The sequence below is a fragment of the Streptomyces sp. NPDC107528 genome, from assembly GCF_055639295.1.
Window position 1 is genome coordinate 412,842 of record NZ_JBVKAV010000012.1, and the last position, 25,962, is coordinate 438,803.

At 70.5% G+C, this 25,962-nt stretch carries 29 protein-coding genes and 1 pseudogene; 15 read left to right on the forward strand and 15 right to left on the reverse strand.

Annotation, left to right across the window (positions count from 1 at the left end; all coding sequences use genetic code 11):
* Positions 1 to 141 precede the first annotated feature (141 nt).
* Positions 142 to 492, forward strand: coding sequence for an ArsR/SmtB family transcription factor (locus tag ACZ7L5_RS35165; protein WP_471522042.1), 351 nt, complete (start codon positions 142 to 144; stop codon positions 490 to 492).
* Here ACZ7L5_RS35165 and ACZ7L5_RS35170 read toward each other — a convergent pair.
* Both ACZ7L5_RS35170 and ACZ7L5_RS35175 read right to left on the reverse strand, forming a co-directional pair.
* The gene (locus tag ACZ7L5_RS35170; RefSeq protein ID WP_471522043.1) at positions 415 to 1,851 is read right to left on the reverse strand and encodes a nucleobase:cation symporter-2 family protein; all 1,437 of its coding nucleotides are present in this window, start codon (positions 1,849 to 1,851) and stop codon (positions 415 to 417) included. The genes ACZ7L5_RS35165 and ACZ7L5_RS35170 overlap by 78 nt on opposite strands.
* Positions 1,852 to 1,886: 35 nt before the next feature.
* On the reverse strand, positions 1,887 to 3,242 hold the full coding sequence (locus ACZ7L5_RS35175) for an FAD-dependent oxidoreductase (RefSeq protein WP_471522045.1): 1,356 nt from the start codon (positions 3,240 to 3,242) through the stop codon (positions 1,887 to 1,889).
* 208 nt (positions 3,243 to 3,450) lie between these two features.
* On the opposite strand from ACZ7L5_RS35175, the gene ACZ7L5_RS35180 reads away from it, so the two are divergent.
* Positions 3,451 to 3,915: a DUF6214 family protein gene (locus ACZ7L5_RS35180; protein ID WP_362379240.1), complete on the forward strand. Its 465-nt coding sequence runs from the start codon at positions 3,451 to 3,453 to the stop codon at positions 3,913 to 3,915.
* A gap of 54 nt (positions 3,916 to 3,969) precedes the next feature.
* On the opposite strand, the gene ACZ7L5_RS35185 is transcribed toward ACZ7L5_RS35180, so the two are convergent.
* Entirely contained in the window at positions 3,970 to 4,653 is a 684-nt protein-coding gene (locus ACZ7L5_RS35185) for a DUF305 domain-containing protein (RefSeq protein WP_471522047.1), read from the reverse strand.
* Positions 4,654 to 4,717: 64 nt separating this feature from the next.
* Between ACZ7L5_RS35185 and ACZ7L5_RS35190 the strand changes: the two genes are divergently transcribed.
* On the forward strand, positions 4,718 to 6,214 hold the full coding sequence (locus ACZ7L5_RS35190; protein ID WP_471522049.1) for an LVIVD repeat-containing protein: 1,497 nt from the start codon (positions 4,718 to 4,720) through the stop codon (positions 6,212 to 6,214).
* Here the strand turns inward: ACZ7L5_RS35190 and ACZ7L5_RS35195 are convergent.
* The 6 genes from ACZ7L5_RS35195 to ACZ7L5_RS35220 form a co-directional block, all read right to left on the reverse strand.
* Positions 6,202 to 6,888 (reverse strand): TetR/AcrR family transcriptional regulator, encoded by a 687-nt coding sequence (locus tag ACZ7L5_RS35195; protein WP_471522050.1) that lies wholly within the window; start codon positions 6,886 to 6,888, stop codon positions 6,202 to 6,204. The genes ACZ7L5_RS35190 and ACZ7L5_RS35195 overlap by 13 nt on opposite strands.
* Positions 6,889 to 7,037: 149 nt before the next feature.
* The gene (locus tag ACZ7L5_RS35200) at positions 7,038 to 7,769 is read right to left on the reverse strand and encodes an HAD family hydrolase (protein ID WP_471522052.1); all 732 of its coding nucleotides are present in this window, start codon (positions 7,767 to 7,769) and stop codon (positions 7,038 to 7,040) included.
* A gap of 10 nt (positions 7,770 to 7,779) precedes the next feature.
* A complete protein-coding gene (locus tag ACZ7L5_RS35205; protein WP_471522054.1) occupies positions 7,780 to 8,310 on the reverse strand; it encodes a hypothetical protein in 531 nt (176 codons plus the stop codon).
* Positions 8,298 to 8,969, reverse strand: a complete 672-nt coding sequence (locus ACZ7L5_RS35210; protein ID WP_471522055.1) for a phosphatase PAP2 family protein — start codon at positions 8,967 to 8,969, stop codon at positions 8,298 to 8,300. Before ACZ7L5_RS35210 ends, ACZ7L5_RS35205 begins: the two co-directional genes overlap by 13 nt.
* 153 nt (positions 8,970 to 9,122) lie before the next feature.
* Positions 9,123 to 10,058 carry a M56 family metallopeptidase gene (locus ACZ7L5_RS35215; RefSeq protein WP_471522057.1) on the reverse strand — a complete coding sequence of 312 codons (936 nt, stop codon included), beginning with the start codon at positions 10,056 to 10,058 and terminating at the stop codon, positions 9,123 to 9,125.
* 117 nt (positions 10,059 to 10,175) lie between these two features.
* Complete coding sequence (locus ACZ7L5_RS35220; RefSeq protein WP_471522121.1) at positions 10,176 to 10,733, reverse strand: DUF5134 domain-containing protein; 558 nt, start codon at positions 10,731 to 10,733, stop codon at positions 10,176 to 10,178.
* A 187-nt stretch (positions 10,734 to 10,920) separates the two neighbouring features.
* Here ACZ7L5_RS35220 and ACZ7L5_RS35225 point away from each other — a divergent pair, with 187 nt between their 5' ends.
* Positions 10,921 to 12,417 (forward strand): FUSC family protein, encoded by a 1,497-nt coding sequence (locus tag ACZ7L5_RS35225; RefSeq protein WP_471522058.1) that lies wholly within the window; start codon positions 10,921 to 10,923, stop codon positions 12,415 to 12,417.
* Entirely contained in the window at positions 12,414 to 12,950 is a 537-nt protein-coding gene (locus ACZ7L5_RS35230; protein ID WP_328883392.1) for a MarR family winged helix-turn-helix transcriptional regulator, read from the forward strand. The genes ACZ7L5_RS35225 and ACZ7L5_RS35230 overlap by 4 nt, the downstream gene beginning before the upstream one ends.
* A 36-nt stretch (positions 12,951 to 12,986) precedes the next feature.
* Here the strand turns inward: ACZ7L5_RS35230 and ACZ7L5_RS35235 are convergent, their stop codons facing one another.
* Positions 12,987 to 13,751: a VOC family protein gene (locus ACZ7L5_RS35235; RefSeq protein WP_471522060.1), complete on the reverse strand. Its 765-nt coding sequence runs from the start codon at positions 13,749 to 13,751 to the stop codon at positions 12,987 to 12,989.
* Between the two features lie 168 nt (positions 13,752 to 13,919).
* Between ACZ7L5_RS35235 and ACZ7L5_RS35240 the strand changes: the two genes are divergently transcribed.
* On the forward strand, positions 13,920 to 14,831 hold the full coding sequence (locus ACZ7L5_RS35240; RefSeq protein ID WP_471522062.1) for a GNAT family N-acetyltransferase: 912 nt from the start codon (positions 13,920 to 13,922) through the stop codon (positions 14,829 to 14,831).
* On the opposite strand, the gene ACZ7L5_RS35245 is transcribed toward ACZ7L5_RS35240, so the two are convergent.
* On the reverse strand, positions 14,828 to 15,220 hold the full coding sequence (locus ACZ7L5_RS35245; protein ID WP_471522064.1) for a VOC family protein: 393 nt from the start codon (positions 15,218 to 15,220) through the stop codon (positions 14,828 to 14,830). The genes ACZ7L5_RS35240 and ACZ7L5_RS35245 overlap by 4 nt on opposite strands.
* Before the next feature lie 71 nt (positions 15,221 to 15,291).
* On the opposite strand from ACZ7L5_RS35245, the gene ACZ7L5_RS35250 reads away from it, so the two are divergent.
* Positions 15,292 to 15,840, forward strand: a complete 549-nt coding sequence (locus ACZ7L5_RS35250; protein ID WP_471522066.1) for a GNAT family N-acetyltransferase — start codon at positions 15,292 to 15,294, stop codon at positions 15,838 to 15,840.
* Between the two features lie 18 nt (positions 15,841 to 15,858).
* On the opposite strand, the gene ACZ7L5_RS35255 is transcribed toward ACZ7L5_RS35250, so the two are convergent.
* On the reverse strand, positions 15,859 to 16,542 hold the full coding sequence (locus tag ACZ7L5_RS35255) for a glycerophosphodiester phosphodiesterase (protein WP_328883396.1): 684 nt from the start codon (positions 16,540 to 16,542) through the stop codon (positions 15,859 to 15,861).
* Between the two features lie 397 nt (positions 16,543 to 16,939).
* On the opposite strand from ACZ7L5_RS35255, the gene ACZ7L5_RS35260 reads away from it, so the two are divergent.
* Genes ACZ7L5_RS35260 through ACZ7L5_RS35270 form a run of 3 tightly spaced genes read left to right on the forward strand, consistent with a single transcriptional unit; the run spans position 16,940 to position 20,198 of the window.
* Positions 16,940 to 18,337, forward strand: a complete 1,398-nt coding sequence (locus ACZ7L5_RS35260; protein ID WP_471522068.1) for a DUF6421 family protein — start codon at positions 16,940 to 16,942, stop codon at positions 18,335 to 18,337.
* A 44-nt stretch (positions 18,338 to 18,381) separates the two neighbouring features.
* Positions 18,382 to 19,131 carry an SDR family NAD(P)-dependent oxidoreductase gene (locus ACZ7L5_RS35265; RefSeq protein ID WP_328884567.1) on the forward strand — a complete coding sequence of 250 codons (750 nt, stop codon included), beginning with the start codon at positions 18,382 to 18,384 and terminating at the stop codon, positions 19,129 to 19,131.
* Positions 19,128 to 20,198, forward strand: coding sequence for a threonine aldolase family protein (locus ACZ7L5_RS35270; protein WP_471522070.1), 1,071 nt, complete (start codon positions 19,128 to 19,130; stop codon positions 20,196 to 20,198). Before ACZ7L5_RS35265 ends, ACZ7L5_RS35270 begins: the two co-directional genes overlap by 4 nt.
* Before the next feature lie 23 nt (positions 20,199 to 20,221).
* Here ACZ7L5_RS35270 and ACZ7L5_RS35275 read toward each other — a convergent pair whose 3' ends face one another.
* Positions 20,222 to 21,589 carry a hypothetical protein gene (locus ACZ7L5_RS35275; protein ID WP_471522072.1) on the reverse strand — a complete coding sequence of 456 codons (1,368 nt, stop codon included), beginning with the start codon at positions 21,587 to 21,589 and terminating at the stop codon, positions 20,222 to 20,224.
* A 195-nt stretch (positions 21,590 to 21,784) separates the two neighbouring features.
* On the opposite strand from ACZ7L5_RS35275, the gene ACZ7L5_RS35280 reads away from it, so the two are divergent.
* Positions 21,785 to 22,357 carry a transglutaminase domain-containing protein gene (locus ACZ7L5_RS35280; protein ID WP_471522074.1) on the forward strand — a complete coding sequence of 191 codons (573 nt, stop codon included), beginning with the start codon at positions 21,785 to 21,787 and terminating at the stop codon, positions 22,355 to 22,357.
* A gap of 20 nt (positions 22,358 to 22,377) precedes the next feature.
* Positions 22,378 to 23,073, forward strand: coding sequence for a B3/B4 domain-containing protein (locus ACZ7L5_RS35285; RefSeq protein ID WP_471522076.1), 696 nt, complete (start codon positions 22,378 to 22,380; stop codon positions 23,071 to 23,073).
* Between the two features lie 12 nt (positions 23,074 to 23,085).
* Here the strand turns inward: ACZ7L5_RS35285 and ACZ7L5_RS35290 are convergent, their stop codons facing one another.
* Positions 23,086 to 23,814 (reverse strand): lysophospholipid acyltransferase family protein, encoded by a 729-nt coding sequence (locus ACZ7L5_RS35290; protein WP_328883402.1) that lies wholly within the window; start codon positions 23,812 to 23,814, stop codon positions 23,086 to 23,088.
* Positions 23,815 to 24,002: 188 nt separating this feature from the next.
* Complete coding sequence (locus ACZ7L5_RS35295; RefSeq protein ID WP_471522078.1) at positions 24,003 to 24,419, reverse strand: DUF4395 domain-containing protein; 417 nt, start codon at positions 24,417 to 24,419, stop codon at positions 24,003 to 24,005.
* A gap of 76 nt (positions 24,420 to 24,495) precedes the next feature.
* On the opposite strand from ACZ7L5_RS35295, the gene ACZ7L5_RS35300 reads away from it, so the two are divergent.
* The 3 genes and pseudogenes from ACZ7L5_RS35300 to ACZ7L5_RS35310 form a co-directional block, all read left to right on the forward strand.
* Positions 24,496 to 24,909, forward strand: coding sequence for a TlpA family protein disulfide reductase (locus ACZ7L5_RS35300; RefSeq protein ID WP_328883404.1), 414 nt, complete (start codon positions 24,496 to 24,498; stop codon positions 24,907 to 24,909).
* A 209-nt stretch (positions 24,910 to 25,118) separates the two neighbouring features.
* On the forward strand, positions 25,119 to 25,628 hold the full coding sequence (locus ACZ7L5_RS35305) for a flavin reductase family protein (protein WP_471522080.1): 510 nt from the start codon (positions 25,119 to 25,121) through the stop codon (positions 25,626 to 25,628).
* Positions 25,629 to 25,870: 242 nt separating this feature from the next.
* Positions 25,871 to 25,962: pseudogene (locus ACZ7L5_RS35310) on the forward strand (electron transfer flavoprotein subunit beta); the annotation flags it as partial.

The following is a 25,962-nucleotide window of genomic DNA, read 5'->3' on the forward strand; positions in this document are numbered from 1 at the left end:
ACGGGGACCAGCGGTCGACTCGTACGATAGGCATCGTAGTACGGCATGTGTCAAACTACGAGAGCTCTCGTACAATGGAGGAAACCGAGCACCCGAGCACGGGGAATCCCGAGTGCGGGAACCCGACGAAGTGGAGCCGCCGTGACCAGCGCCGCTGTGAGCAGCCGTGACCTCCCGCACCCGGCGCGCCAGGAGATCCGCCTGGAAGGCGTGCTGCATGCGCTGTCCGACCCGATGCGGCTGCAGATCGTGCGAGAGCTCGCCGCCGTCGGCGACGAGCTCTCCTGTTCGCAGTTCGATCTGCCGGTGACCAAGTCCACCACCACGCACCACTTCCGGGTGCTGCGCGAGAGCGGTGTGATCCAACAGGTCTACCGGGGCACGGCCAAGATGAACGGCCTGCGCAAGGACGACCTAGACGGCCTCTTCCCGGGACTTCTCGACGCCCTTCTCGACGCCGCCGCCAGACAGGCCGTCCGGCTCGGCGCCTGAATCCGCTGAACCACCTGAACCAACTGAACCATCCGCACGGCCTGAATCGGCCTTCGCGTGCAGGTGGTTGAAGAGCAGGTTCAGCACGATCGCCGTCAGACAGCCAGCGCTGATCCCACTGTTCATCACCGTCTGGAACCAGTCCGGGAACTTCTCGTAGACCGTCGGCACACCGACCGGCAGCATGCCCATGGCCACGGAAACGGCCACCACCGTCAGGTTGTTGTTGCCCTTGAAGTCCACCTGGGTGAGCGTCCTGAGGCCGCTGGCGGCCACGGTCCCGAACATCACCAGGCCCGCACCGCCCAGCACCGGAGCCGGTATCGCCGCCACCACCGCGCCCAGCTTGGGCAGCAGACCGAGCAGCACGAGGATCCCACCCGCGGTCGCGACCACCCAGCGGCTGCGCACGCGGGTCAGGCCGACGAGGCCTACGTTCTGCGCGTACGCCGTGTACGGGAAGGTGTTGAAGACGCCGCCCAGCACGGTCGACAGGCCGTCGGCGCGCAGGCCGTCCGCAAGGGAGCGCGGCTCGACCTTGCGGTCCGTCATCTCGCCGACCGCGATCAGGTCACCGGTCGTCTCGGTCATCGTCACCAGCGCCACCACCAGCATCGACACGATGGCCGAGAACTCGAAGGTGGGCGCCCCGAAATGGAACGGCGTGCTGATCCCGACCCAGTCGGCGTCCCCGACTCCGCCGAAGTCCGTGAACCCGAACGGCACCGCCACCGCGAGCCCGACCACGATCCCGATCAGTACCGCGATCCGGCTCAGGAACGCCGGCGCGAACCGCTGCACCCCGAGCACCACCGCCAGGACGAATGCTGCCAGCGCGAGGTTCTTCGGCTCCCCGAAGTCCGCCGAACCGGCCCCGCCCGCGGCCCAGTTGCCCGCGACCGGCAGCAGCGACAGACCGATGATCAGGATCACGGTGCCGGTGACGAGGGGCGGGAAGAATCGGAGCAGCCTTCCGAAGACCGGGGCCAGCAGCACGATCGCGAGGCCCGCGACGATCACCGAACCGTAGATCGCGGGGAGTCCGCCACCCGTGGTGCCGATGAGCACCATCGGCGACACGGCGGCGAACGTGCAGCCCTGCATGATCGGCAACCGCACACCGAAGCGCCAGAAGCCGATGCACTGGATCAGCGTCGCGATGCCGCACACCAGAAGGTCGGCGGTGATCAGATACGCCAGGTCCGCCGGCGGGAGCTTCATCGCGCCGCCGACGATGAGGGGGACGGCGACGGCACCGGCGTACATCGCGAGGACGTGTTGGAGGCCGAAGGCGGCCAGCTGGCGCTTGGGCGGGATCTCGTCGACGGGGTGCACGGGTGCGGGTGCGGTTGCTGTCATGGGCGAGACCGTAGGCTCCTTGAACAGAGTGTTGATTACGGTGGTGTTGCTGCTTCGTTGCTGTGCGCGGCGTTCATCAGCGACTCCCAGTCGGGGAGCTTCACCACACCCCTGCCCAGCGACGCACCCAGCGCCACCTCCGCCCGCTCGATCGCGCACCAGCCCTGCCACTCGACCGGGTCGATCCCCTCGGCGCGCAGTGCCGTGAGCGGATCCTCGGGCAACTCCCGCTGTACGAGCACGGAGGCGTCCTCCAGCAGCGACGTCACCGTCTCCTTCGCGCACGGACGGTTCGTGCCGATGACGCCCGTCGGACCGCGCTTGATCCAGCCCGCGACGTACTCGCCCTGCGCGACGAGGCCCTCGCGCAGGACGCGGCCCGCGAGATGCGGGACCGTGCCGGTCGCGGGGTCGAACGGCAGGCCCTCCAGGGGGACTCCGCGATAGCCGACGGAACGCAGCACCAACTGGGCCTCGATGTCCTCGTACCGGCCCGTGCCGGTCACCCCGCCCTGTCCGTCCGGCGCCGTCCGCTCGAAACGGACCGCGCCCACGCGTCCGGCGTCGGCGAGGAGTTCGACGGGGCGCAGGAAGAAGCGCAGCGCGATCCGATGGCCGGCGCCCTGTGCCGGGGCCTCGGCCCAGGCGCGCAGCGCCTCGACGTTGCGGCGCTGCGCGGCGGGCAGTGCGGAGGGGTCGGCGTAGTCGGGATCCAACGCCAGCTCCTGCGGATCCACGGTCACTTCGGTGTCCGGCAGGGTGCCCAGCTCGCGGAGCTCCTTGGTGGTGAAGCGGGCCTGCGAAGGGCCGCGTCGGCCCACCATGCTGATGTCGGCCACCCGGCTCGCGGCGAGGGCGGTGAGTGCGGCCTGCGGCATGTCGGTGGGGCTCAGCTCCGCCGTGCCCCGCGCGAGCATCCGCGTGACGTCGACCGCGACGTTCCCGACGCCGATGACCACCGCCGAGCGCGCGCCGAGGACGAAACCGTCGTCGATGGCGTCCGGGTGGGCGCTGTACCAGGACACGAACTCGGTCGCCGACCAGCTGCCCGGCAGGTCCTCGCCGGGAATCCCGAGGTGCCGGTCGGTGGCGGCGCCCACGCAGTACACGACGGCGTGGTACAGCTCCCGCAACCGGGCCGTCGGCACCCCGTCCGGGCCGATCTGGACGCCGCCGAGGAACCGCACCCGCTCGTGCTCCAGGACGGTCCGCAGATTGTTCTGCAGGGACTTGATCTTCTCGTGGTCCGGTGCCACCCCGTAGCGCACCAGGCCGTACGGGCACGGCAACCGGTCCAGGACGTCGACGACCACGTCGGGGTCCTGCTGTACAAGGCCCTGGGCGGTGTAGCACCCGCTCGGCCCGGAGCCGACCACGGCGACATGCAGCACGGCGGAACTCCTTGTCAGGGGGACCTTCGGGGTCTTCAGGAGTCGCTCTCGACTCCAGCATCGCACCGCTTCCGCTCCGCTGACAGGGTGCTGTGCGCCGTACGGGACGCGTGTTCGTTCGTATGGAATGTGATCATGCGGTTACGTTGCGTGTGTGCTGGAAGCATCCTTTCTTAATCTTTCCGATCGCCGTGCGACGGACGGTGCCGTGTCCGTGTGGCCCGCGTGGGCCGTGCGGGATGACACCGGGGCCACTGCGTGGTTCGGGGTCCGGCTGGAGTTCGGCGACGGCGCCCGGGTCGACGCGCTCGCCGTGGTGTGCGAGGGGTGCGTCTCCATCGAGGACGTACGGGCCGAGCCGGCGCTGTCCCTCGACGACCTCACGGCGCTCGCCGACTGGATCGAGGCGCCGCTGTCCGAGGCGTGCGGGGTCGGGGCCGGGCCCGGGGCGGACGGCGAGGACGCCGGGTCCGGTCTGGTCGTGCCGGCCTGGCCCCGGGGCGTCGAGGGGCAGTGGCTGGTGGCGCAGAAGTACCGTGCGGCCCAGGAGCAGGGCGTCGATCCCGTCCTCGCGGTGATGCGTGCGACGGGGCAGGACCGCCGGAAGTCGCTCAGGCTGATCGGACAGGCACGCGACGCCGGCTTCCTGACCCGGCGCCGGGCCCGCCGCTGAGCGCGGCCACGGTGGCGGCCGCGGTGGCGGACGTGGCGACGACCGGAGCCGTCGTCAGAGCATTTCCCGCATCCGCGTGACCTCGCTCGTCTGCTGAGCCACCACCTCGTCGGCCATCTCCTCGATCTGGATGTTGTTGCCCTGCCCCTTCACATCGGTGGCCATGGTGACCGCCCCGTCGTGATGGGTGATCATCAGCGTCAGGAAGAGCTGGTCGAACGCCTTCCCCTGTGCCGCCCGCAGCTTCTCCAGCTGTGCCTCGGTCGCCATGCCGGGCATGGCTCCGTGCTCGTGGCCGTCGCTCTTCTCGGCCTTGCCGTGGTTCTTCAGCCAGCCCTTCATGGCGGTGACCTCCGGGCCCTGCGCGGCGCCGATGCGCTCGGCCAGTTTCCTGACCTGCGCCGACTCGGCCCGCTCCGGGGCGAGTTCGGTCATCTCCAGGGCCTGGGTGTGGTGCTCGATCATCATCCGCGCGTAGGAGACGTCCGCCGAGTTGGGGGAGTCGTCCTCGGCGCGCTGCCGTGCCGCCTCCTCGGCGGACAGCACCCGGTTCGACTCCCCGGGCTTGCCGGGCACGATCACCGAAGGGCCGCTCCGCGGGGCCGACTCGGCGTCGGAATCGGAGTCGCAGCCGCCGAGCACGAGCACGCTCAGGGCGGCCAGGGAGGCCGTAGCGAAGCGCGCCCGGCTGCAAGGCGCTTTCGTTACATGTCTATTGCCCGCTCTTGAAATGTGCATGATGAAGACGATACTCGGGCGTGCGTGAACCGTTCCAGTGCGAACGGCACAAGGGAGGAAAACAGTGATCCTGTTCAGCAATCCCCGAACGCGACGCAGACGCCTGGCAGGTGCCGCTGCCGCCGCCGGGCTCCTGGCCGCGTTGCTCACCGCGCAACCGGCCGGCGCGACCCCCGACCCCGGGGACGGCCCCGTCGCCGAAAAGGAGGTCTCCGAGAGCACCCGGGCCGAGGTGCGCGAGGCGCTCGCGGACGGCGAGATACCCGGCCAGCACGAGATCGTCCACTCCGACAACATCCAGCACCTGGCCCACGTCCCCAAGGACGCGCTGCTGGGCACCAACTCGGACATCGCCTTCCAGGGCAGATACGCCTTCGCCGGCAACTACGACGGCTTCAACGTCTTCGACATCAGCAATCCGAGGGCCCCCAGGGCCATCGCCCAGGTTCTGTGCCCCGGCTCGCAGAACGACGTCTCCGTCTCCGGTGACCTGCTGTTCCTGTCCACCGACTCCTCGCGCAGCGACAGCAGTTGCAACAGCACCACCCAGCCCGTGACCGAGAAGTCCTCGTGGGAGGGCATGAAGGTCTTCGACATCAGCGACAAGAGGAACCCCAAGTACATCGCCGCCGTCGAGACCGCCTGCGGCTCCCACACCCACACGCTGGTGCCCGAGCGCAGGAACGTCTACGTCTACGTCTCCTCGTACTCGCCCGACGCCGGCTACCCCGACTGCCAGCCGCCGCACGACGGCATCTCCATCATCAAGGTGCCGCGCCATGCACCCGAGAAGGCGGCGGTCGTCGACTTCCCGGTGCTCTTCCCCGGTGAGGGTCCGGACGGTGGCGGCAACCCCGGTCCGCCCGGCGGCGCCCGCAAGACCACCGGCTGCCACGACATCACGGTGCTGCCCTCGAAGGACCTGGCCGCCGGCGCCTGCATGGGCGACGGCATCCTGCTGTCCATCAAGGACCCGGAGCGCCCGAAGGTCATCGACCAGGTCCGGGACGACGTGAACTTCGCGTTCTGGCACTCGGCGACCTTCAACCAGAAGGCGAACAAGGTCGTCTTCACCGACGAGTTGGGCGGCGGCAGCGCGGCCACCTGCAACGCGGAGATCGGCCCGGACCGCGGCGCCGACGGCATCTACGACATCGTCGGCAAGGGCGACAAGCGCAAGCTCGTCTTCCGCAGCTACTTCAAGATCCCCCGCCACCAGGCGGACACCGAGAACTGCGTCGCCCACAACGGCTCGCTGATCCCGGTCAAGGGGCGCGACATCATGGTCCAGGCCTGGTACCAGGGCGGCGTCTCCGTCTGGGAGTTCACCGACTCGGACCGCCCGAAGGAGATCGCCTACTTCGACCGCGGCCCGCTGACCACGGACACGATCAAGTCGGGCGGCTCGTGGTCGGCTTACTACTACAACGGCTACATCTACTCCAACGAGTACGCCCGGGGCTTCGACGTCCTGAAGATCGACGACCGGCGCACGGCCCCGGCCCGCTGGGTGCACATGCGCGAACTCAACGTCCAGACTCAGCCGGACTACTTCGACTGACCCTCAGGGCAGCCGGGTGCGGACCCGGTCGCGAAGAACCGCGACAGATCCGTGTCGCACGTCCCGCCGGGCACGGCCCCCGAGCCCGGCGGGACTCCCAGCCCCCGGTCCAGCCCGTAACGCTTGAACAACTCGGCCCGCAGCACCGGCACGGGCATCGGCACCCCGGGCACCAACGCCGCGTAGACGGCGCCCATGAGCAGCGCGCGCAGCATCGGGTAGTCGGAGTCCGCGTCCGGTGAGCCGTACCGTACGCAGGTGTCCCGCAGCAGTTCGGCCAGCCGCCGCTGCTCCGGGCACTGCACGAAGCCCTCGGCCTGCAGGATTCCCGCCATGTGCTGGCGCATCAGCACGGGCCGGTCCCGGGCCAGGCCCAGGATCGCGTCGACGGCCCTGGCCATCCGCTCCCGCCCGTCCTCGGTGTGCGGCTCACGCTCCAGGGCCTCCTCCAGCGTGCGGTGCATCAGCCGGTGCACGGCGGACTGCACCAGTTGGCGCTTGCCGGGGAAGTAGTACGACACCAGGCCACGCGCCGAGCCCGCCCGGTCCGCGATGTCACCCAGTGTGGTGGCGTCGTAACCGCGCTCGCTCACCAGCTCCACCGCCGCCTGCAGAAGCCGCTCCCGGGAACGCCGCCGCAACTCTTCATTGACCGACGCGCTGCGCGGGGACATGCTGGACTCCTGCGTTGACTGGCTGCCAACCAACTATACTCAACGCGTCCGGTCCGGCCCGTACAGGGCCTGGTCGGGGTTGCCGTCTGCCTCGGGCGACGCGGGGGATCGTCCGAGGCCGACGTGCGTCTCGGGATGGTGGCCGGAGGCTACTTGTCCCGCTGCGGGTCGTTGCCGTTCGCACGCGGGGCCGCCCCCACGAGATCCAGCACCGGCCGCAGCGCGTCCGGGCGTCGGTATGCCGGCAGATGGTCCACGAAGTGCACCGCGCAGCCCAGCGCCGCCGCACCACCGTCGGCCCGCCGGTTGTCGCCGACCATGACGACGTCGCGCGGATCGGCGTCCAGCGCCGCGCAGGCCGCCTCGAACAGGCGGGGGTCGGGCTTCTGGATGCCGTGCTCGTACGACAGCACGTACGTGTCGACGTACGGATCGAGACCGTGCTCCCGGAACACCGGCCGCAGATCCCAGCCGATGTTGCTCACCACTCCGACGCCGACGCCGTGCTCACGCAGCGCCCGCAGTACGTCGGCGGCATCCGGGTACGGGCCCCACGCGGCCGGTGCCATGTGGCGGTCGTAGAGCAGGTCGTGCAACCGGTCGTCGGGGAGCGGGACATGCCGGGACAGCGCGGTGTAGGCCGCCCGGTGCAGTTCCCCGCTCTTGTCCCGCACCCCCCAGACACTCGCGACGTCCTCGGGCAGCCAGGACGGATCGACCCCGCCCGGCAGGGCGCCCATGGCCTCCAACGCCTGCGCGGTCTCGGTCAACTCCTCCTCGGCGAGCTCCATCCGGGCCTCGGTGAGCGCTCCGCGCAGCCAGGACTCGGTGGACTCGACACGGAAGAGGGTTCCGGGGAAATCGAACAGTACTGCGGTCATGGGGCGGATCCTACGGGGCCAGGTTCCACTGCTCGGGAAGAGTGCCGCCACAGAACACACAGACGAAGTCGTCCTCGCGCACGATGGCGCGTTCGCCGCACTCCTCGCAGCGCCGGAACACCACCGCGTGCGTGAACCCGCCGGGATGCCCGACGCCGGCCCAATCCAGCGCCCGGGCGACCGCCGTCCAGGAGTCGAGGTCGGGGCAGTAGCCGGTGGACTGGTTGCTGATCTCCACGGCGGCCCTGCAGCCCGCGCCGGGCTCGAAGAGCATCTCACCGGCGGCCAGGACGTCCCTGCCCCCGGCGCACGCCACGTGCTCGCTCCGGCGGGCGGCGAGCCGCAGCCGGCGGTCCGTGCCGACGACGTACGTGAAGGGTTCGGCCCGCTCGGCCGGTGAGCACTCCGCCAGCCAGGCACCCAGGTCGGCGGCCGAGCGCACGACCCGGCCCTCGGAATCCGGCCGGACGGTGGCGTACAACTCGGGCGGCCCCACATAGCCGTAGGAGCGTTCCGGCTCCGGTGCCCTCACACCTGCCATCGCTTGTGCACCCGCACTGCCAGCACCACGACCAGCGCACCCAGCAGCCAGCCGCCGACGACGTCCGTGGCCCAGTGGACGCCCAGCCAGATCCGGGTCAGCCCGACGCCGGCCACGGAGATCACGGCCACGGCGACGGCCGTACGCCACAAGGCGCGGTCGGCACCGTAGCGGTGCACGAGCCACAGCAGAAGACCGCAGACCACCGTGGTCGTCATGGCGTGGCCGGAGGGATAGGCGGCGTAGTGGGCCGAGTCGACGGGGTCGGGCCAGACGGGGCGCGGGCGGTCGACCAGGGCCTTGAGGGCCTGCTGGACCAGCGTGGCGACCGCACAGGTGACCACCAGCCATACGGCCGTCCAGCGCGCGGCTCTGCGCCACACCAGCCAGATGGCGACCGCGAACGTCAGCAGGCGCATCGTCCACGGATCCCAGACCCAGTCCGTCAGGATGCGGAACGCGTGGGTGACGCCGCTCTCGTCGACCGCCCAGCGGTGCGTCGTCCGCGCGACGTCGCTGTCGATGCTCATCAGCGGGTGCCACCGCAGCGCGACCAGGGCGAGCAGCAGCGTGGAGCCCACGGCCAGGGCGCCGGCCCAGCCGGCGGTCCTGCGCTCGGCCGGCGGGCGGGGCGGGGATTCGACGGACTGGGTGTGCATGGTGCGATCCTCGCCGACGGATGGGGCGAGAGGCCAATGCAGGGGATGCATTTGCGACGCCCGCCACAGGAGTACCGGGCCGCCCCGGTCCGTACCGGGTGGGCCCCGGGGGCCTACCCCCGGACGGATCCGGGTACCCGTCAGCCGCCCCGGCTATCCCAGCGCGCGCAATCCCGGCACGAACGCCACCAGTACCGGTACCACCGGCACCAGCGCGGCAGCCGCTGTCAGCCGGAGCCGCCGGCCGGCCGTGAGCCGGTCCGGGGGAGTCAGCAGCCGGTGCACCCGCTGCGGCACCTGCGCCCGATCGGTCGGGGTGGGGCCGAACACGCCCCGGTCCTCATTGAGTTCGACCAGTGCGAGGGCCGTCGTCAGCCGGCCGAAGCGCCGGGATGCCATGTCGTCGGCGGCGAGTTCGACCAGCCGGTGCATCTCGTCGCGGAACGCGGCGAACACCGGCACCTGCGGAAACCCGCCCGCCAGCGCACCCGAGCAGTGCAGCAGCCAGTCGTGCCGGGCCTGCGCGTGCCCCTGCTCATGGGCGAGGACGGCGTCCAGTTGCCGCCCCTTCAGGCGGCGCAGCGCGGCGGTGGTGACGACGAGCCGGGGCGCCGCACCGGGCAGCCACCAGGCGTCCGAACGCTCGCCCTCCAGGATCATCAGGCGGTCGTTCCCGGTCGCCTCGCCGGGCAACAGCGGGGCGCGCACGAGGAGTTCGGTCCGTCGCCGCCGACGCCGGGCACGCGCGCGTGCGACCTCGCGCACCAGCATCGCCACGGTCCACAGCCCACCGCACGCGAGCGTCACCGCGGTTGTCGCCGCCCATGGACCGCCCACCCCGAGCGCGTACGCCTCCACCACGGCACTCGGCGCCGGGGCGAACACATGGCCGCGCACCGCCTGCCACGCGGCCGCCGCACTGAGCGTCATCGACAGGGCGCAGCACAGGAGAACGGCCGCAACGACGCACTGCCACACCCACAGCGCGACCACCGGTTCACGGTCCGGCCAGTCCGCCCGGGCGAGCATCCGAGGGGCGAGAACGGCGGTCAGGGCGCCGAGCAGCAACAGTGCCGCGGGGACCATCATGGGCAGCACCCTATGAGCGCCGCACCACTCAGGGGTACGGACCGCAGCGGCAAGTGACACAGACCACGGACGCGCCACTGCCCGAGATACGGCGGCACTTCAGGGAATCAGTGGCTTTCAGAAAGCCAGCAGCATCGCCACCATGGCGATCCCCATCGACAGTCGGCACGCGCGCGCCAGCTCCGGCCGGTCGCCCCATCCGACCCCTCCGCCCCCGCCCCCGCCACCGGCGACGACGGCCACGGGCACCAACCGGACGCCGGACAGCAGCACGTAGCCCGTGAAGTACAGCAGCAGAATGCCCGTCAGGAGCGGGATGCCGAAATCGCCGTGCCCGCCGTGCCGGCCGGGTGAGGCGGCCATCGCGACCGCCATGTAGACCATGGCCGACGCCCCCACCAGGTGGTGCAGATGGTGGGCGTGCGCCCGTGCCGACCACAGGGCCTGCAGGGCCGCGGTACCGAACACGGCCGCGTAGAGGGGCCAGGCCCACGGCGGCGGCGTGAACACCGCGGCAGGCACCGCCATCGCGGCCATCCCGAAGCCCATCAGCGCCTCGCCGCCCGCGGCCCGACGCTGCTCCTCGACATGGCTGCGCATCCGCAGCAGACAGTAGGCGCCGGTCGCCGCGCACAGCGCGACCAGCAGCCAGCCGTGCGAAGCCGGTCCGTGCACGCGCACCTCCCGCTCGACGGTGTCGGACAGTCCGTCGATGCCCCGGACGTCCGGCGCGCATGCGAGCGCAAGGGTGTACGCGGGGAGCATTGGGCGGAGCACGGCGGGTCATCGCAGGTCGTCGCGTATGACACGTCCCACATCAGTTATGTCCTTTACCAGTAAAACACTTGCTAAGGTGATGGACATGAAACTGGTGATGGGCATGAGCAGTCGCCATCCGCTCGTCGGCGTGATGCGTCTCGGCCGGCCGTCGGACATCTGGTTCAAGCCCGCCCTGAGCGTGGTCGTCGCCGTCGCCCCGCCCAACGTCGCCCTGCTGCTCCTCGGCCGGCTGGACCTGGCGATGTACACGATGGCCGGATCCCTGTGCGCTCTCTATGCCCACAACCGCCCCTACGCCGCCCGGGCCCGCGTCCTGGCATGGGTCGCGCTCGGCATGCTCGGCGGCCTGGCCACGGCGCTGGTCGCTGCCTCGCTCACCACCAGTGCCGTCGTGCTGGTCACCGTGGGGGCGGTGCTGGCCGCCGTGCAGAAGGTGCTGTGCGACGCGACCCGCGTCGGTCCGCCGGGCAACGTGGTGCTCACCTTCATCAGCTCCGCCGCCCTGTTCGCCCCGCAGTCCCTCGACCGGATTCCCGGCCATCTCGGTCTTGCCGCCACGGCCGCCGCCTGGGCCTGGTTCGTCGGCATGGCACCCGGCCTGCTGCGTCCGCACGGCCCGGAGCGCCGGGCCACCGCGGCGGCCCTGCACGCGGCTGCCGCGTACGTTCAGACGGGCGGCACCGGGGGGACAGGCACGACGAGCAGCCCGAGCAGCGCGGACGACCACCGCACCCGCGCCCACGCCGCCGCTGCCGCCGCCGTGCACGCCGCCCGTCAGGCGCTGCACTCCGGGGGCCGTCCTGGCCGCGCCGGTGGCACGCGCCGCGCCCTCGAACGCCTGGTCGTCCGCGCCGAGATCGCCCTCGCCGCCCCTGCCGACGCCGACCCTGTGCCGCTGCGCACCTGGGCCCGGCGGGTGCGCGGCAACCGGCCCGTGCCGGAGCTCGACGACCTCACCGGCATCGGGGCCGAACTCGCCTCGCCCACTGCCCCGTTGTGGCGCCGCCTCGCCCCCCTGACCCCGCTCGCCGTACGCACCGCCCTCGGCTGCGCCCTCGCCGGATACGCCTCGCTCGCCCTGGGGATCGGGCGCCCCTACTGGGCCCTGGTCACCGCGGCGTGCCTGTACCAGGCCAACCTCACCCTCACCTGGGGCCGCGGCGTCCAGCGCGTCATCGGCAACCTGCTGGGCGTCCTCCTCTTCGCCGCGCTCGTCCCGCTCGCCCACACCGGCGAGGTCGCCCTCGTCCTGTGCTGCCTCGCCCTCAACTTCGGCGCCGAGGCGCTGATCAGCCGCAACTACTGGCTCGGCAGCGTCTGCGTGACCCCGATGGCACTGCTCATCACCGAGTTCGCCGGGTTCCAGCAGCCCGGGCGACTGATCACCGAGCGGGTCGTGGACACCTTGGTCGGCGCACTGGTCGGCCTCGTCGCCGCGGTGGCCGTACCGGACCGGCGGTGGCAGCGGGTCGTGCGCGCCGAGCGGAGCGGACCCCGTACGCTCGCGGCCACGGGGCGTAGCCAGGGACCGCGCCCGGACCAGCGCACAGGCGACACGACGGAGGGCGTACGGCCATGACGGCGATGAACGGCGGGCCGACCGGGACGAGACGGGACACGGTGGCCGCCGTGGTCCGGCAGTGGCAGAGCGTCCACCCCGACCTCGACACCGCCCCGATGGAGATCATCGGCCGCATCAACCGCTGTGCCGCCCTCCTCCAGCAGGCCGAGGACGCCCCCCTGCGCCGGGCGGGCCTCAGCCGCCCCGAGTTCGACCTGCTCGGCGCGCTGCGCCGCACGGGTCACGAACTGACCCCCAGCGAACTCGCCCGGGAGACCTTCTCCTCGGGCGCCGCCGTCACCAAGCGCCTCAAGCAGCTGACCGAGCGCGGACTGGTGGAGCGCCGCGGCGACACCCGCGACCGTCGTGTCGCCCATGTCCGCCTCACCGACACGGGCCGCGACCTGGTCGACGGCATCCTGCCCGAACAACTCGCGTACGAGACGGCCGTACTGTCCGGCGTGGACCCGCAGGGGCAGGACGAACTGGCGGCTCTGCTCAGTGAGTTGCTGGGCCGGCTGGAGGGGCAGCTGGGGGCGCTGCGCGGCTGACCCGAGCGCGGGCGGTGTCAACGCTCGCCGGTCGCCTCACTTCTCGTCGGCCGCGCGGTACACGCCGAACACCGCTCCCTGGGGGTCCCGCAGTACGGCGATCCGCGGGCCGTCGGGGACGGAGGTGGGTTCCATGAGAACGCTGCCTCCCGCCTCGGTCGCCTCCGCCGCCTTGCCGTCCACGTCCACCACGGCGAAGTACGGCAGCCAGTGCGCGGGCACCTCGTGCGGGAACTTGTCGTCCATCGTCAGCATGCCGCCGAAGTCGTCGCCGTCGATGCCCCACTGCGTGTAGTGCTCCGAGGCGTTGACGCTCCAGCCGAACACCGTCGTGTAGAACTCCACGGCCCGCTCGGGGGCCCGGGTCAGCAGTTCCACCCAGCCCAGCGCGCCGGGGGCGCTGAGCAGCCCCGCGCCGGGGAACGACCGGGCCTGCCAGAGCTGGAAGACCGCACCCGTCGGGTCCACGGCCACGGCGAAGCGGCCCACGTCGAACACGTCCATCGGGCCGACCAGCACCGTGCCGCCGGCCTCCGCCACCTGCGCGGCGGCGGCGTCCGCGTCCAACACCGCGAACGACACGTTCCACGCCACCGGCTGCCCCTCCTGGTACAGCGGCGTCAGCGCGGCAACCGCCGCGTCCCCGAGGTGCGCGACGGTGTAGCCGCCCGCCTCCTGACGCGGATCGGTCTCGGCGCGCCAGCCGAACAACGCCTCGTAGAACTCCTTTGCCGCGGCCACGTCGCTGGTTCCGAGCTCGGTCCAGCAGGGCCCGCCGGTCACCGGCTTGTCGAGCTTCACAGCGCGCTCCTCCCGCAGAGAGCCCCCTCCAGCACGCTAAGCCTCTCCCAGGGCCCCGGCCATCCGGCGGAATTCCACTGGAGCCCGGCGCCGCCACCGTCGTACCCTCGACCCCGTACCGCACCGCGTGGCGGCCTCCCGGCACCGTTCTCCGACCGGAGGTCCCGTATGCCCGCGCTCGAGGTGCGCCCCTTTCGCCGTGCCGACCGCGACCAGCTCACCGAACTGATCAACACACATGTCGCCGCGGTCGTCCCCGGCGTCTCCGTCTCGGTGAACACGGTGCTCAGTGCTCTGGAGCGACAACCGGACGAGTTCATCACCGACCCCTGGGTCGGCCGGCGCGTGACCCTGGTCGCCGAGCAGCGCGGGCACGTCGTGGCCGCCGCCCATCTGCTGCGCTACCGGGCGGACGACGAGGTGGGCGGCAGCTACCGGGACATCGGCGAGATCGACTGGTTCGTGTGCCGCCCGCCGGCCTCGTTCTGGCCGGACTCCGACGAGGCCGCCGACCTGCTGATGAACGCCTGCCTGGCCCAGCTGGCCCGCTGGAACGTACGCGCCCGGTACGCGAGCGGCGAGCTTCCCGCCCCGGCCGTCTACGGTCTGCCCCGCCCCTGGCCGCACATCCGCGCCCTGTACGAGCGCGCGGGATTCCGGCACGTCGGCGACACCGAGGTGATCCTGATCGCGCAGGTGGCCGACCTGCCGGCCCACGAGCCGCGGCCGGGCGAGACCGTCGACCGCACCCTGGGGGAGTGCGGCACGCGCTTCACGGCGTACGCCGACGGGCACGCTCTCGGCTTCGTCGAGGTCGACACGTCCCTGTCCCGCCCCGAACGCCAGGCGCGCGGTACGGGCCTCGCCGACATCGGCAACCTGCACACCGACCCGACGATGTACGTCGAGGGCCTGGAACACCGGCTGCTCGGTGCGGCAGCCGACTGGCTGCGGCTGTGCGGAGTGGACCGGCTCCTCGCCTACGAACGGGCCACCGACGACACGGTCATCGACCGCCTGACCTCGGCCGGCTTCCGGGAGCTGACCCGCACCGACCGAGGCTGGGAACACCGGCCCTAGATTCCGGGCCGGTACCGCAGCGGATGATCCGCGGGCACCTCCACCAGCACGATCCGCGTCCCGTCCGGATCGGCGATCCACATCTCGATGAGCCCCCACGGCTCCTTCACCGGCGGCCGGACGATCTCGACACCCTTGCCCCGCAGCTCGTCGTGCGCCGCCGCCAGGTCCTCGACCTGCAGCCACAGCCGGACGGCCGGGGACGGCAGGGTCTCGGAACGGCCGGAAACCTCCAGGAAGCCGCCGCCGAGGAAGTAGACGGTGCCGCGCTCCGGCCCCGTTCCGAACTCGCGGTGGATGGCCAGGCCCAGTTGCTCGCCGTAGAAGACACGGGACCGCTCGGGGTCGGTGGGGTGAAGCAGGGTCCGTCCGCTCAGTACGTGCACCATGCAGCGGGATCCTAGCGGCGCGTTACCCTCAGCGGTGCCCGAGTCGTGCCTGAGAAGTGGAGAAGCACCCCATGGACCCCACCGCGACCGCCGTCGGCGGACTCACCTTCCGTGACGCCACCGACGCCGACGTGGACACGCTGGTGGCGCTGATCGAGTCGGCCTACCGCGGGGACGCCAGCCGGGCCGGTTGGACGACCGAGGCGGACATCCTCGAAGGCCGGCGGACCGACCCGGAGGGCGTGCTGGCGGTCATCAAGTCGTCGGAAGGGCGGCTGCTCACCGTGGAGCGGGACGGGCGGCTCGTGGCCTGCTGCCAGCTGGAGCACCGCGACGAACACGCCTACTTCGGGATGTTCGCGGTGAGCCCCGCACTCCAGGGCACCGGCCTCGGCAAGGTGATCATCGCGGAGGCCGAGCGGCAGGCCCGCGCGACCTGGGGTGTTACCGAGATGCACATGAACGTGATCTCCGTACGGAACGACCTGATCGCCTGGTACGAGCGGCGTGGCTACCGCCGTACGGGACGGATGACCCCGTTCCCGTACGGCGACGAGCGCTTCGGCATCCCACAGCGCCCCGACCTGCAGTTCGAGCTGCTGGTCAAGGGGCTGGCGTGACGTTCATGCGGTGGACGTTCAGGCCGTGAAGCGGCCGGTGCGCTTGATCTCCGGGTAGTCCGTGGTCGCGCCGTCCAGTTCAAGGGCCCGTACGAGGCGCAGATGGTCCTGGGTGTTCACCACCCAGCCGATGATCCTGAGGTCCGCCTTGCGGGCGTGTTCCACGACCTCCAGGGTGAGCCGGCGGATGTTGAGGCAGACCGTCGCCGCGCCGGCCTCGACGGCACGGTCCACGATGTCGGTGCCGTAGCGGCTGGCGATCAGCGCAGTCCGGACGCCGGGTACGAGGCGGGCGATCTCGGCGACGGCGTCGTCGTGGAACGAGGACACCTCGACCCGGGCCACCAGGTCGCGCTTGGTCATCACCTCGGCGAGGGCCCGAGCCGCCGCGACGTCCTTGATCTCGGCCTGCAGCGGCGACTTCACGGCGTCGAGGACCTCTTCGAAGACCGGGACGCGCTCGCCGCGGCCCGCGTCCAGGGCGCGCAGCTCGGCGAGGGTCTTGTCGGCGATCGCGCCGGTGCCGTCGGTCGTGCGGTCCACGTCTGTGTCGTGCATGACGACGAGGGCGCCGTCCTTGCTCAGGTGGAGATCGAGTTCGATGACGTCGAGGCCGGCCTGCTGGGCGGCGACGAACGAACGGAGGGTGTTCTCGGGTTCGACACCCATGACTCCGCGATGACCGATGGTAAGGAAGTTCAAGGTTCAACTCGCTTCCGTCGACGGCGGCTCGGCGTGCGCGCAAACCGGAGCGGACTGTTCGCGCGGCAGATCCGCAGCCTAGTGGCCCCGGCGCGTGATGAACCCCACGTGTACGCAGGGTTTGCGGCAGTGGACATGTCGCACCTGGATCGCGGCCCTCCGCATGGTCACTCTGCCGTGGGCGAGTCCCGCAGGAATTGACCTGCCGCCGCGGACCACCTGTTCGTCCCTGCACATGCCCGCGCAGGGACTGGGTATGCGCTGTCCGGATGACAAACAGCAAAAGTTGCGGTGACCATGGGGGTGCGCAGGATAATTTCCCGACTCTTCACTTGCTCGGAGGAACCTCGTGCGTATACGGTCTTCATACGCGAGGTTCTCCCGTGGAGGGTGAGACATGACGGAAATTCTTGTGCAGATGGCTACGGAGGAGCAGGTTCCTCCTGCGACCAGGGTGGTGGAGCACCCGGCGTGGCCCGTGCTCAAGGATGCCGTGGAGCAGATCCGGCCATGGCAGTCCAAGGACGGGTCGATCGACTTCGAGGCCGAGGGCGCGCCCGAGCGCACGGACGCCGAGGCCGCTGTACGGCGTGTCGTGGACGCGGTGCTGGAGCTCTCCCCGCTGCTTCCGCACGACGCCGCCTACCACGAGGCCCTCGTGAAGGACCTGCGCCGCTGGGCAGAGGCCGGCTTCCAGGTGCCCGACTTCCTCGACTCGCTGCTGGCCTTCCAGCCGGCCGCGAGCCGCGCGGACGGCCTCCAGCACCTCGTCGTCTTCGCGATGTACACGCAGAACGGCAACCCCGACCGCAACCTCGAAGCGGTCGTGCTGCGCATGGTCTGGCCGGACTGGCTGGCCCAGCTGGAGCGCACCCGCTACGACAACCCGCTGTTCTGCGGCATCAAGTTCGAGGACTTCACCGCGGGCTACGACACCAACTCCGCCGTGCTCTTCCCCGAGACGATCGCCGTGCGCGAGGCCCCGGAGCGCTTCACCTGGGGCGGCATCTTCTGCGACCGCGAGGCCGCCCGCTTCCGCCGCGTCACCGACGCCGCCGTCGACATCCTGGGCCTCGACCTGCCCGAGGACATCGCCGCGATGGTCCACGACCAGAAGCGCTGCGAGGAGGCCTTCGTCCTGTGGGACATGGTCCACGACCGGACCCACAGCCACGGTGACCTGCCGTTCGACCCGTTCATGATCAAGCAGCGCCAGCCGTTCTGGATGTACGGCCTGGAAGAGCTGCGCTGTGACCTCACCGCCTTCAAGGAGGCCGTGAAGCTGCAGGCCGACGGCGTCCCGCAGGCCCGTGACGTGCAGTACGCCGTGCTGTTCGACCGCATGTTCCGCTTCCCGGTCACCGGCGAGCGGGTGCGCAACTACGACGGCCTCGGCGGCCAGCTGCTCTTCGCCTACCTGCACAAGCACGACGTGGTCCGCTGGACGGACAACAAGCTGTTCATCGACTGGGACCGTGCCCCGCAGGTCACCAACCAGCTGTGCGCCGAGATCGAGACGCTGTACCGCGACGGCATCGACCGCCCGAAGCTCGTCCACTGGTTCGCGGGCTACGAGCTCGTTTCCGCGTACCTTTCCCCGCACCCGGGCTCCAAGTGGGCCAAGGGTCCCGACGCCCTCGATCTGAGCCTGCCGCCGCGCAAGCTCGTCGATGACGTGCTTCCGGACGAGTTTCCGCTGAGCATGTTCTATGAGGCCCTGTCCAAGAAACTCAAGAACGTGATCGCCTCCACCAAGGGCATCACGGCGGACAGCGCCGAGCGGATCGCCGCGTGAGCGACCGCAGCACCGAGAACACAGCTCAGCAGGAGGCGAAGAAGATGGCGGGGAACGGAGCTCTCAGCGGTGCAGTGATCGCGGTGGCCGGCGCGGGCGGACCCGCCGGGCAGGCGGCGCTGCTGCGACTGGCCGAGGCGGGCGCGACCGTCATCGGCTCGGACAACGACCCGGAGCGGCTCGCCGAGGCCGTGGACGCGGCGAGCTACGCGCACGGCGGCGCCACCGTCGTCGGGGACACGGTCGACCTGCTCGACCGTGAGGCCACCCGCGCGTGGGCGGACCGCATCGAGAAGGACTTCGGCCGTGTCGACGGCCTGGTCCATCTCGTCGGCGGCTGGCGCGGCAGCGAGACCTTCATCAAGACGAGTCTCGACGACTGGGACTTCCTGGAACTACTGCTGATCCGCACCGTGCAGCACACCTCGCTGGCGTTCTTCGAGGGACTCCAGCGCAGCGAGCTCGGACGGTATGTGCTGATCAGCGCCGCCGGCGCCTCGAAGCCGAGCGCGGGCAACGCCTCGTACGCCGCCGCCAAGGCCGCCGCCGAGGCCTGGACGCTCGCGCTGGCCGACGCCTTCCGCAAGGCCGGGGGCCCCGAGGGGCCGACGTCCGCGGCTGCCATCCTGGTGGTGAAGGCGCTGGTGCACGACGCGATGCGCGCCGACCGCCCCAACGCGAAGTTCGCGGGCTTCACGGACGTCAAGGACCTGGCCGATGCCGTCGTCGGCGTCTGGGACAAGCCCGCCGCAGAAGTGAACGGAAACCGCCTGTGGCTGACCGAGAAGCCGTGAACCCTCCGAAGACCGACGCCCGTCGCCACCACGACCCGGACGTCCGCGGCTTCGCCAGTGACAACTACGCCGGTGCCCACCCCGAGGTGCTCGCCGCCCTGTCCCTGGCCAACGGCGGGCACCAGGTCGCATACGGCGAGGACGACTACACCGAGAACCTCCAGCGGATCGTCCGCAGCCACTTCGGCGCCACCGCCGAGGCGTTCCCGGTGTTCAACGGCACCGGCGCCAACGTCGTCGCGCTCCAGGCGGTCACCGACCGCTGGGGTGCGGTGATCTGTGCCGAGAGCGCGCACATCCACGTCGACGAGGGCGGGGCGCCGGAGCGGATGGGCGGCCTCAAGCTGCTCACCGTGCCCACGCCCGCCGGCAAGCTCACCCCCGAGCTGATCGACCAGCAGGCGTACGGCTGGGAGGACGAGCACCGGGCGATGCCCCAGGTCGTCTCGATCACCCAGAGCACCGAACTGGGCACTCTCTACACGCCGGACGAGATCCGCGCGATCTGCGAGCACGCCCACGCGCACGGCATGAAGGTGCACCTGGACGGCTCCCGGATAGCCAACGCGGCCGCCACTCTGAACGTGCCCATGCGGACGTTCACCAACGCGGTCGGCGTCGACATCCTCTCCCTCGGCGGCACCAAGAACGGCGCCCTGTTCGGCGAGGCGGTCGTCGTCCTCAACCAGGACGCCGTCAGCCACATGAAGCATCTGCGCAAGCTGTCCATGCAGCTCGCCTCCAAGATGCGCTTCGTGTCGGTGCAGTTGGAGGCTCTGCTCGCCAAGGACCTCTGGCTGCGCAACGCCCGGCACGCCAACGAGATGGCCCAGCGCCTCGCCGAGGGCGTCCGCGCCGTGCACGGCGTCGAGATCCTCTACCCCGTGCAGGCCAACGGCGTCTTCGCCAAGCTCCCGCACGACGTGAGCGAGCGCCTCCAGAAGAGGTTCCGGTTCTACTTCTGGGACGAGGCGGCGGGCGTCGTGCGCTGGATGTGCGCGTTCGACACCACCGAGGACGACGTGGACGCGTTCGTGGCGGCGCTGAAGGAGGAGATGGCCCGCTAGGCCTTCTCCTCCTTCAGCACCGATCAGCCGTTGACGACGATCGCGGCGCTGTTGTTGCGCAGGTTCGGGTCGAACTTCCTGATGGACAGCTCCGGATCGTCGTTGAGGGTTTCGACGGTGGTGCGTGCCCCGCGTATCACCTGGTCGATCCGGAGCTGCACCTCAAAGGTGTGGGACGCCTTGTCGTGCAGGTGGATCGGCGTCCGGCAGAGGTAGGCCGTCACGGGAGAGCCCTCCTCGGGCGGCTCCTGGGTCGAGCAGTCCTCCGGCAGGCCCACCACCGTCGTCCCCTCCGGCGCCTGGAACCGCACGGTGGCGACGGCCGCGCCCACGCCCAGCGACGCCACCCATGCCGGGCCGCGGTTGTGAATGGTGACGCGCGCGGTCACGGTGTCCCCGGCGGCCCCGCGCACCTTGCTGCCGGTGAGCTTCAGGTCGGCGGTGTTCCTGGCGTCGAGGATGACGGTCCGGTAGTTGTCCAACAGATCCAGGTCCTCTTCGCCGACGGTGGCCGGCTGCGCCGCCACGGGGCGCAGGTTCAGCTCGTGGCCCGTGCCCGGGGTCCACGTCTCGCCGCCCCGGGCTTCTTCGAGTGCCTCGTCCGAGTACGGCAGTACGGAGTGGTCGAACCGCTCGTACAGCGCGTTCCGCCCGACATGGAGGGCGGTCGTCAGGGCGTACCGCTCGCCCGGCGCCACCGCCTCGTCCAGCACGCACAGCGCGAACGTACCGATGGGGTGGTCCCGGTACTCACAGTTGGAGTGCCGTTCCTTGAACCGAAGGCCGTACGACGAGTAGATCGACAGCAGTGTGCGGTCCGTGGTGCGGTTGCCGTTGTTGGCGACCGTCGCCCGTACCTGGGTGTTCGTGCCGGGAGTGAGGTCCCGCTGGTGCGCGGCCTGGCTGAGCCCGAGGTCCGGGCCGTCGCCCAGGGTGATCCCGGTCTCCGCCGGAACCGCCGTGAGCTCCCCGGCGGCGGCCGAGTAGCGCAGGTACCCGGACGCGCTGACGTCGGCGCCCGGCAGTGCGCGCAGTCCGAGCCGGGCCGCCGGCACGCCGTCGGTCCCCACCGGCATCTCGGGGAAGTCACAGACCGCCTTGAGGGCCGACTCGGGCACGCAGTTCGCGGGCCACGACACTCGCGCGAACGAGGCGATCTCGCCGGCGTCCACGGTCAGTTGGCCGGCCGGCACCCCGTTCTCGGTGTTGTCGTGGGTGACCCCGACATCGAGGACACGCTCGGACGCCGCGCCGTCCGCGTCGGCCCCCGGCAACACGGTGTCGGACGGCACGCTGATCCACAGCTGATCGGACGCGGCGTGCACGGGCCCGGCCCCGACCGCGACCAGGGCACAGCCGGCGACCGCGGCTCCGAGCAGTCGATGCTTCATGAACTCCCCCTTGTTGATGACCGGTCGGTGACGAGACGGGCGGCCCGGGGGAGGGGTTGTACCCGCCGGCCTGGTTGCGGCGATGTTCGGCCGTTCTCAGGGGGCGGAAGTGGCTTGCTCCGCCGACTGTATATGTATGCATTGCGCGGAAAGTTGATTGACGGTGATCGCGGCCTCCCTTTACGCTCTGCTCTCATGCAGATGATCCAGCAAACCGTCGACTTCTCCGCCTACTTGGCCGCTGACGAGGTGATCGACCATCGCCGCCCAGTCGTTCGCGAGACGGCTGCGAGGCTTGCCCGCGGTGCGGAGGACTCGTATGAATATGCACGGGCCGCGTTCGAGTTCGTACGCGATGTCATCCCGCACTCACAGGACTCCGGCGATCCCCGGGTCACCTGGCGCGCCTCCGACGTCCTGGTGCAGGGCACCGGCATCTGCTACGCCAAGGCTCATGCGCTGGCCGCGTTGTTGCGGGCCGAGGACATCCCGACGGCGCTGTGCTACCAGAAGTTCGACGTGGTGCACGGCTTGGTCGCCGTGCGGTTCAACGGTGCCTGGCATCGGCAGGATCCGCGAGGCAACAAGCCTGGCGTGGACGCCCAGTTCTCGCTGGATGGCGAACGGCTGGCCTTCGCACCCGATCCGGCGTCCAATGAGATGGACTACCCAGTCCTGTATGCTGCACCGCACCCGGCCGTGCTCGATGCCCTCAAAGCCGCCCCTGACCGGCCGTATCTGTGGCAGCACCTGCCCACCGCACTGTGAACCCCGAGACAAGGCGGACCATGACTCTCACCCTGACCGTCTCCGACGAGGTGCGCACCCTGGCACCCGGCTTCACCCATGTGGCGGTCGAGGCGCACGGCCTGGTCAACGGACCCAGTACCGAGGCGAGTTCCGAGCTCCTCGACGATGCGGCCCGCCGGCTCGCCGTACGCCTGGACGGGCGTGCTCCGCACGAGGACCCGCACATGGCGGCCTGGCGCGAGGTCTACACGGCGTTCGGGTCGAAGCCGTCCCGGACCCGCAACTCGGCGGAGGCGCTGGCCAAAAGGGCACTGTCGGAGGCGGGACTGCCCCGGATCAACCTGTTGGTGGACGTCTACAACGCCATCAGCGTCGCCCACCTCGTCCCCGTCGGCGGCGAGGACATCGACCGCATCGAGGGCGGTATGCGCCTGGTGCGCGCCACCGGCGAAGAGGACTTCGTGACCGTCGCGGGTGGCGAGGAGGCCGTCGAGCACCCCGACTCGGGCGAGGTCGTGTGGCGCGACGACGCGGGCGTGACCTGCCGCCGCTGGAACTGGCGCCAGGGCCCCCGGACCAGGCTCACCGAGGACTCCGTCTCCGGGATCTTCCTCCTGGAGACCCTGTCACCGATGCCGGTCGCCGACGCCGAGCAGGCGGCCACCAAACTCGCGGAACTGCTTGCCAAGTTCAGCCCGGGAGCGCACATCACGGTGCGTCCCCCGACTTGCTGAACGGGTCGGGCGTCAGCGCGCTTCGGCCTCGCGCACCTGTTCCGGCGTAGGTGCCGTGCCGCCGAGGTGGGCCGGCATCCACCAGGTGTCGTCCGAGTCCTTCGGGCGTACGGGGTAGGCGCGCTGGGCGGCCTCCAGCAGCTCCTGGACGCGCTCGCGCAGCTGGCGGGTGATCGCGCCCGCGTACTTGTCCTTGGAGGCCTCGATCGCTTCGCCGACCCGGATGGTGATCGGGGTGTGGCTGCGCTTGAAGTTGCGCGGGTGGCCCTTGGTCCACAGGCGCTGTGTGCCCCACACGGCCATCGGGATCAGCGGCACGCCGGCCTCCTGGGCCATCCGCGCGGCACCCGACTTGAAGCTCTTCAGCGTGAACGACTGCGAGATGGTGGCCTCCGGGAAGACCCCGACGATCTCGCCGGACCGCAGCGACTGCAGTGCGTGGGCGTACGCCGCCTCACCCTGCTTGCGGTCCACCGGGATGTGCTTCATCCCCCGCATCAGCGGGCCGGAGATCTTGTGCCGGAACACCGACTCCTTCGCCATGAAGCGCACGAGGCGCTTCTGCGGGAGCGCCGCCAGGCCGTCGAAGACGAAGTCCAGGTAGCTGATGTGGTTGCTCACCAGCACGGCGCCGCCCGAGCGCGGAATGTTCTCCGATCCCTTGCAGTCGATCTTGAGGTCCCACGCCTTGAACAACGCTTGGGCGAGACCGACGACGGGACGGTAGACAAGCTCTGCCATGGACGGGGTGGACCCTTCCTTCTCTGCCTGGGAAGGAGTGCTCCCAGTGGAAAAGTTACGCAGCCGTAGGTTTACGGCTTGTCGCAGATCGTGCCCCAAGAACGGCCGAGGGCCAAGCCCAAGTGCCTGGGAACGGCGAGATCCTCGTCACGTCGACCCGTGATCCACCTCGGGCTTTTGTGCCGTCTTTACTCGGCGCGCACCGTCACTCGCCGCAGCAACAGGAACACCTCGCAGCCCAGGCAGTAGCCGAAGACGGCGTTCAGGAAAGCGGCCGCGAGCGCGGCTCCGGTGGCGGCGAGCCCCAGCCATTCGGGCCCGAGCGTGTACCCGACCAGCCCGAGGCCCACGAAGAGCAGCCCGACCGCCTGGGCGAACCGCGGCGGCTCCGGGGGCTCGAACTCGGTCGGCGATCCGAGCCGCGGCCGTACAACTGTGCGGAACAGCCATCCGTAAGGCGAACGGCCCACCCCGCCCGCCGCGCCGAGCGCGAACGCCAGGGTCTGCCAGGCCAGCAGCCAGGCGCTCCCGGTGACCAGGACGGCAGCCAGCACCACGGTCGTCACGGCCGCCCCGAAGCGCGGCCCCCTCACATCGATGTCCATGAATCAAGCATTCCGCAACGGACCCGCTCCCAGGGGGCGGGAATCTTTGCAGTCTCGTGAACGCTTGAGGAGGGTGATGACCGGACTGGTGGTGTGCGTGGTGGTGCTCGCGGCGGCGAGTGTCTACGGAGTGCTGCAGCGGCGGCGGAGCGGGAGAGTAAGGGTGCGCGGGCGCGATGACGGAAAGCGGCTCGGAGCGGCCGAGTTGGGCGCGGCGCTGGGCGAGCGCGCCACTCTCGTGCAGTTCTCCAGCGCCTTCTGTGCCCCCTGCCGGGCCACCCGGCGCGTGCTCGGCGAGGTCGCCGGCATGGTCCCGGGCGTGACCCACGTCGAGATCGACGCCGAGGACCACCTGGACCTGGTACGCCGGTTCGACATCCTCAAGACGCCGACCGTGCTGGTCCTCGACGCCGACGGGAACGTCGTACGGCGGGCCACCGGGCAGCCGCGCAAGGCGGACGTGATCGCGGCGCTGGGCGAAGCGGTCTGAGGGGCCGTGAGGCCGAGGGTGAGTCATCTCCCACATCCCGGAACCCACTTGACTGCGCGTACCACCTATCGTCAGCCTGACCTTATGCCTGAGGAACTCCTTCTCTTCGTACGGGCTCACGTCGATCTGGCCCGCACCGCGAGCGCGCGCTGTCCGGGCTGTTGAGCACCCACGGATCGCCACGCCTCTCCTCGCAGAAGGACAACTCCATGACGGCCACGTCCGGCCTCGGTACCCCTCGGCTCGCCTCTCCCGACCTGCTCCGCTCCGTCTTCCGGCGGCATGCGGCAGGTGTGGCAGTGATCACCGCCCGCGGTGAGACGGGCCCGGTCGGCTTCACCGCCACCTCTGTCGCGTCCGTCTCCGCGGATCCCCCGATGCTCTCCTTCGGCATCGGCACCGGTGCGTCCAGCTGGCCGGCGATAGCCGCGACGGAGTACGTCGGCGTCCACGTACTCGGCGAGCACCAGCAGGAGCTCGCCGCCACCTTCGCCCGCAGCGGCGCCGACCGCTTCGCTCCGCCCACGGCCTGGGGCGAGGGCCCCGAAGGCGTCCCCGTCCTCGACGACGTCCTCGCCTGGACGGTCTGCCGGGTCGTGGGACGCGTTCCGGCCGGCGATCACCGCATCGTGCTGGCCGAGGTCGTCCTCGGCGACTCCACGGGACCAGGGCGTCCGCTTCTTTACCACCAGGGCCGGTTCAACGGCCTGCGTGACTGACCTCACCGCACCGATGTGACGGAACCGGCTGCCCACGGTTCTGCGAAGCCGTCGGTTTCCGATTACGCTGCGTTGCAAAGGTCACAGTTCAAAGCGCTTGCTTAGCGGGAATGAACTGGGTGTACTGACGAGTAATATTTCGCTCGGAGCGCGAGTCGCCCCGAACGGGAACGGCCGCTTGGGGCGCCTATGCTGCCTGCAAGTAGGCAGCAGAGAAATGTCGACGCAGTAGGAGAGCCGGCGTGAGCTTGAGGATCGTTGTCACCGTGAAGTACGTGCCCGACGCCACTGGCGACCGGCACTTCGCCGATGACCTGACCGTCGACCGGGACGA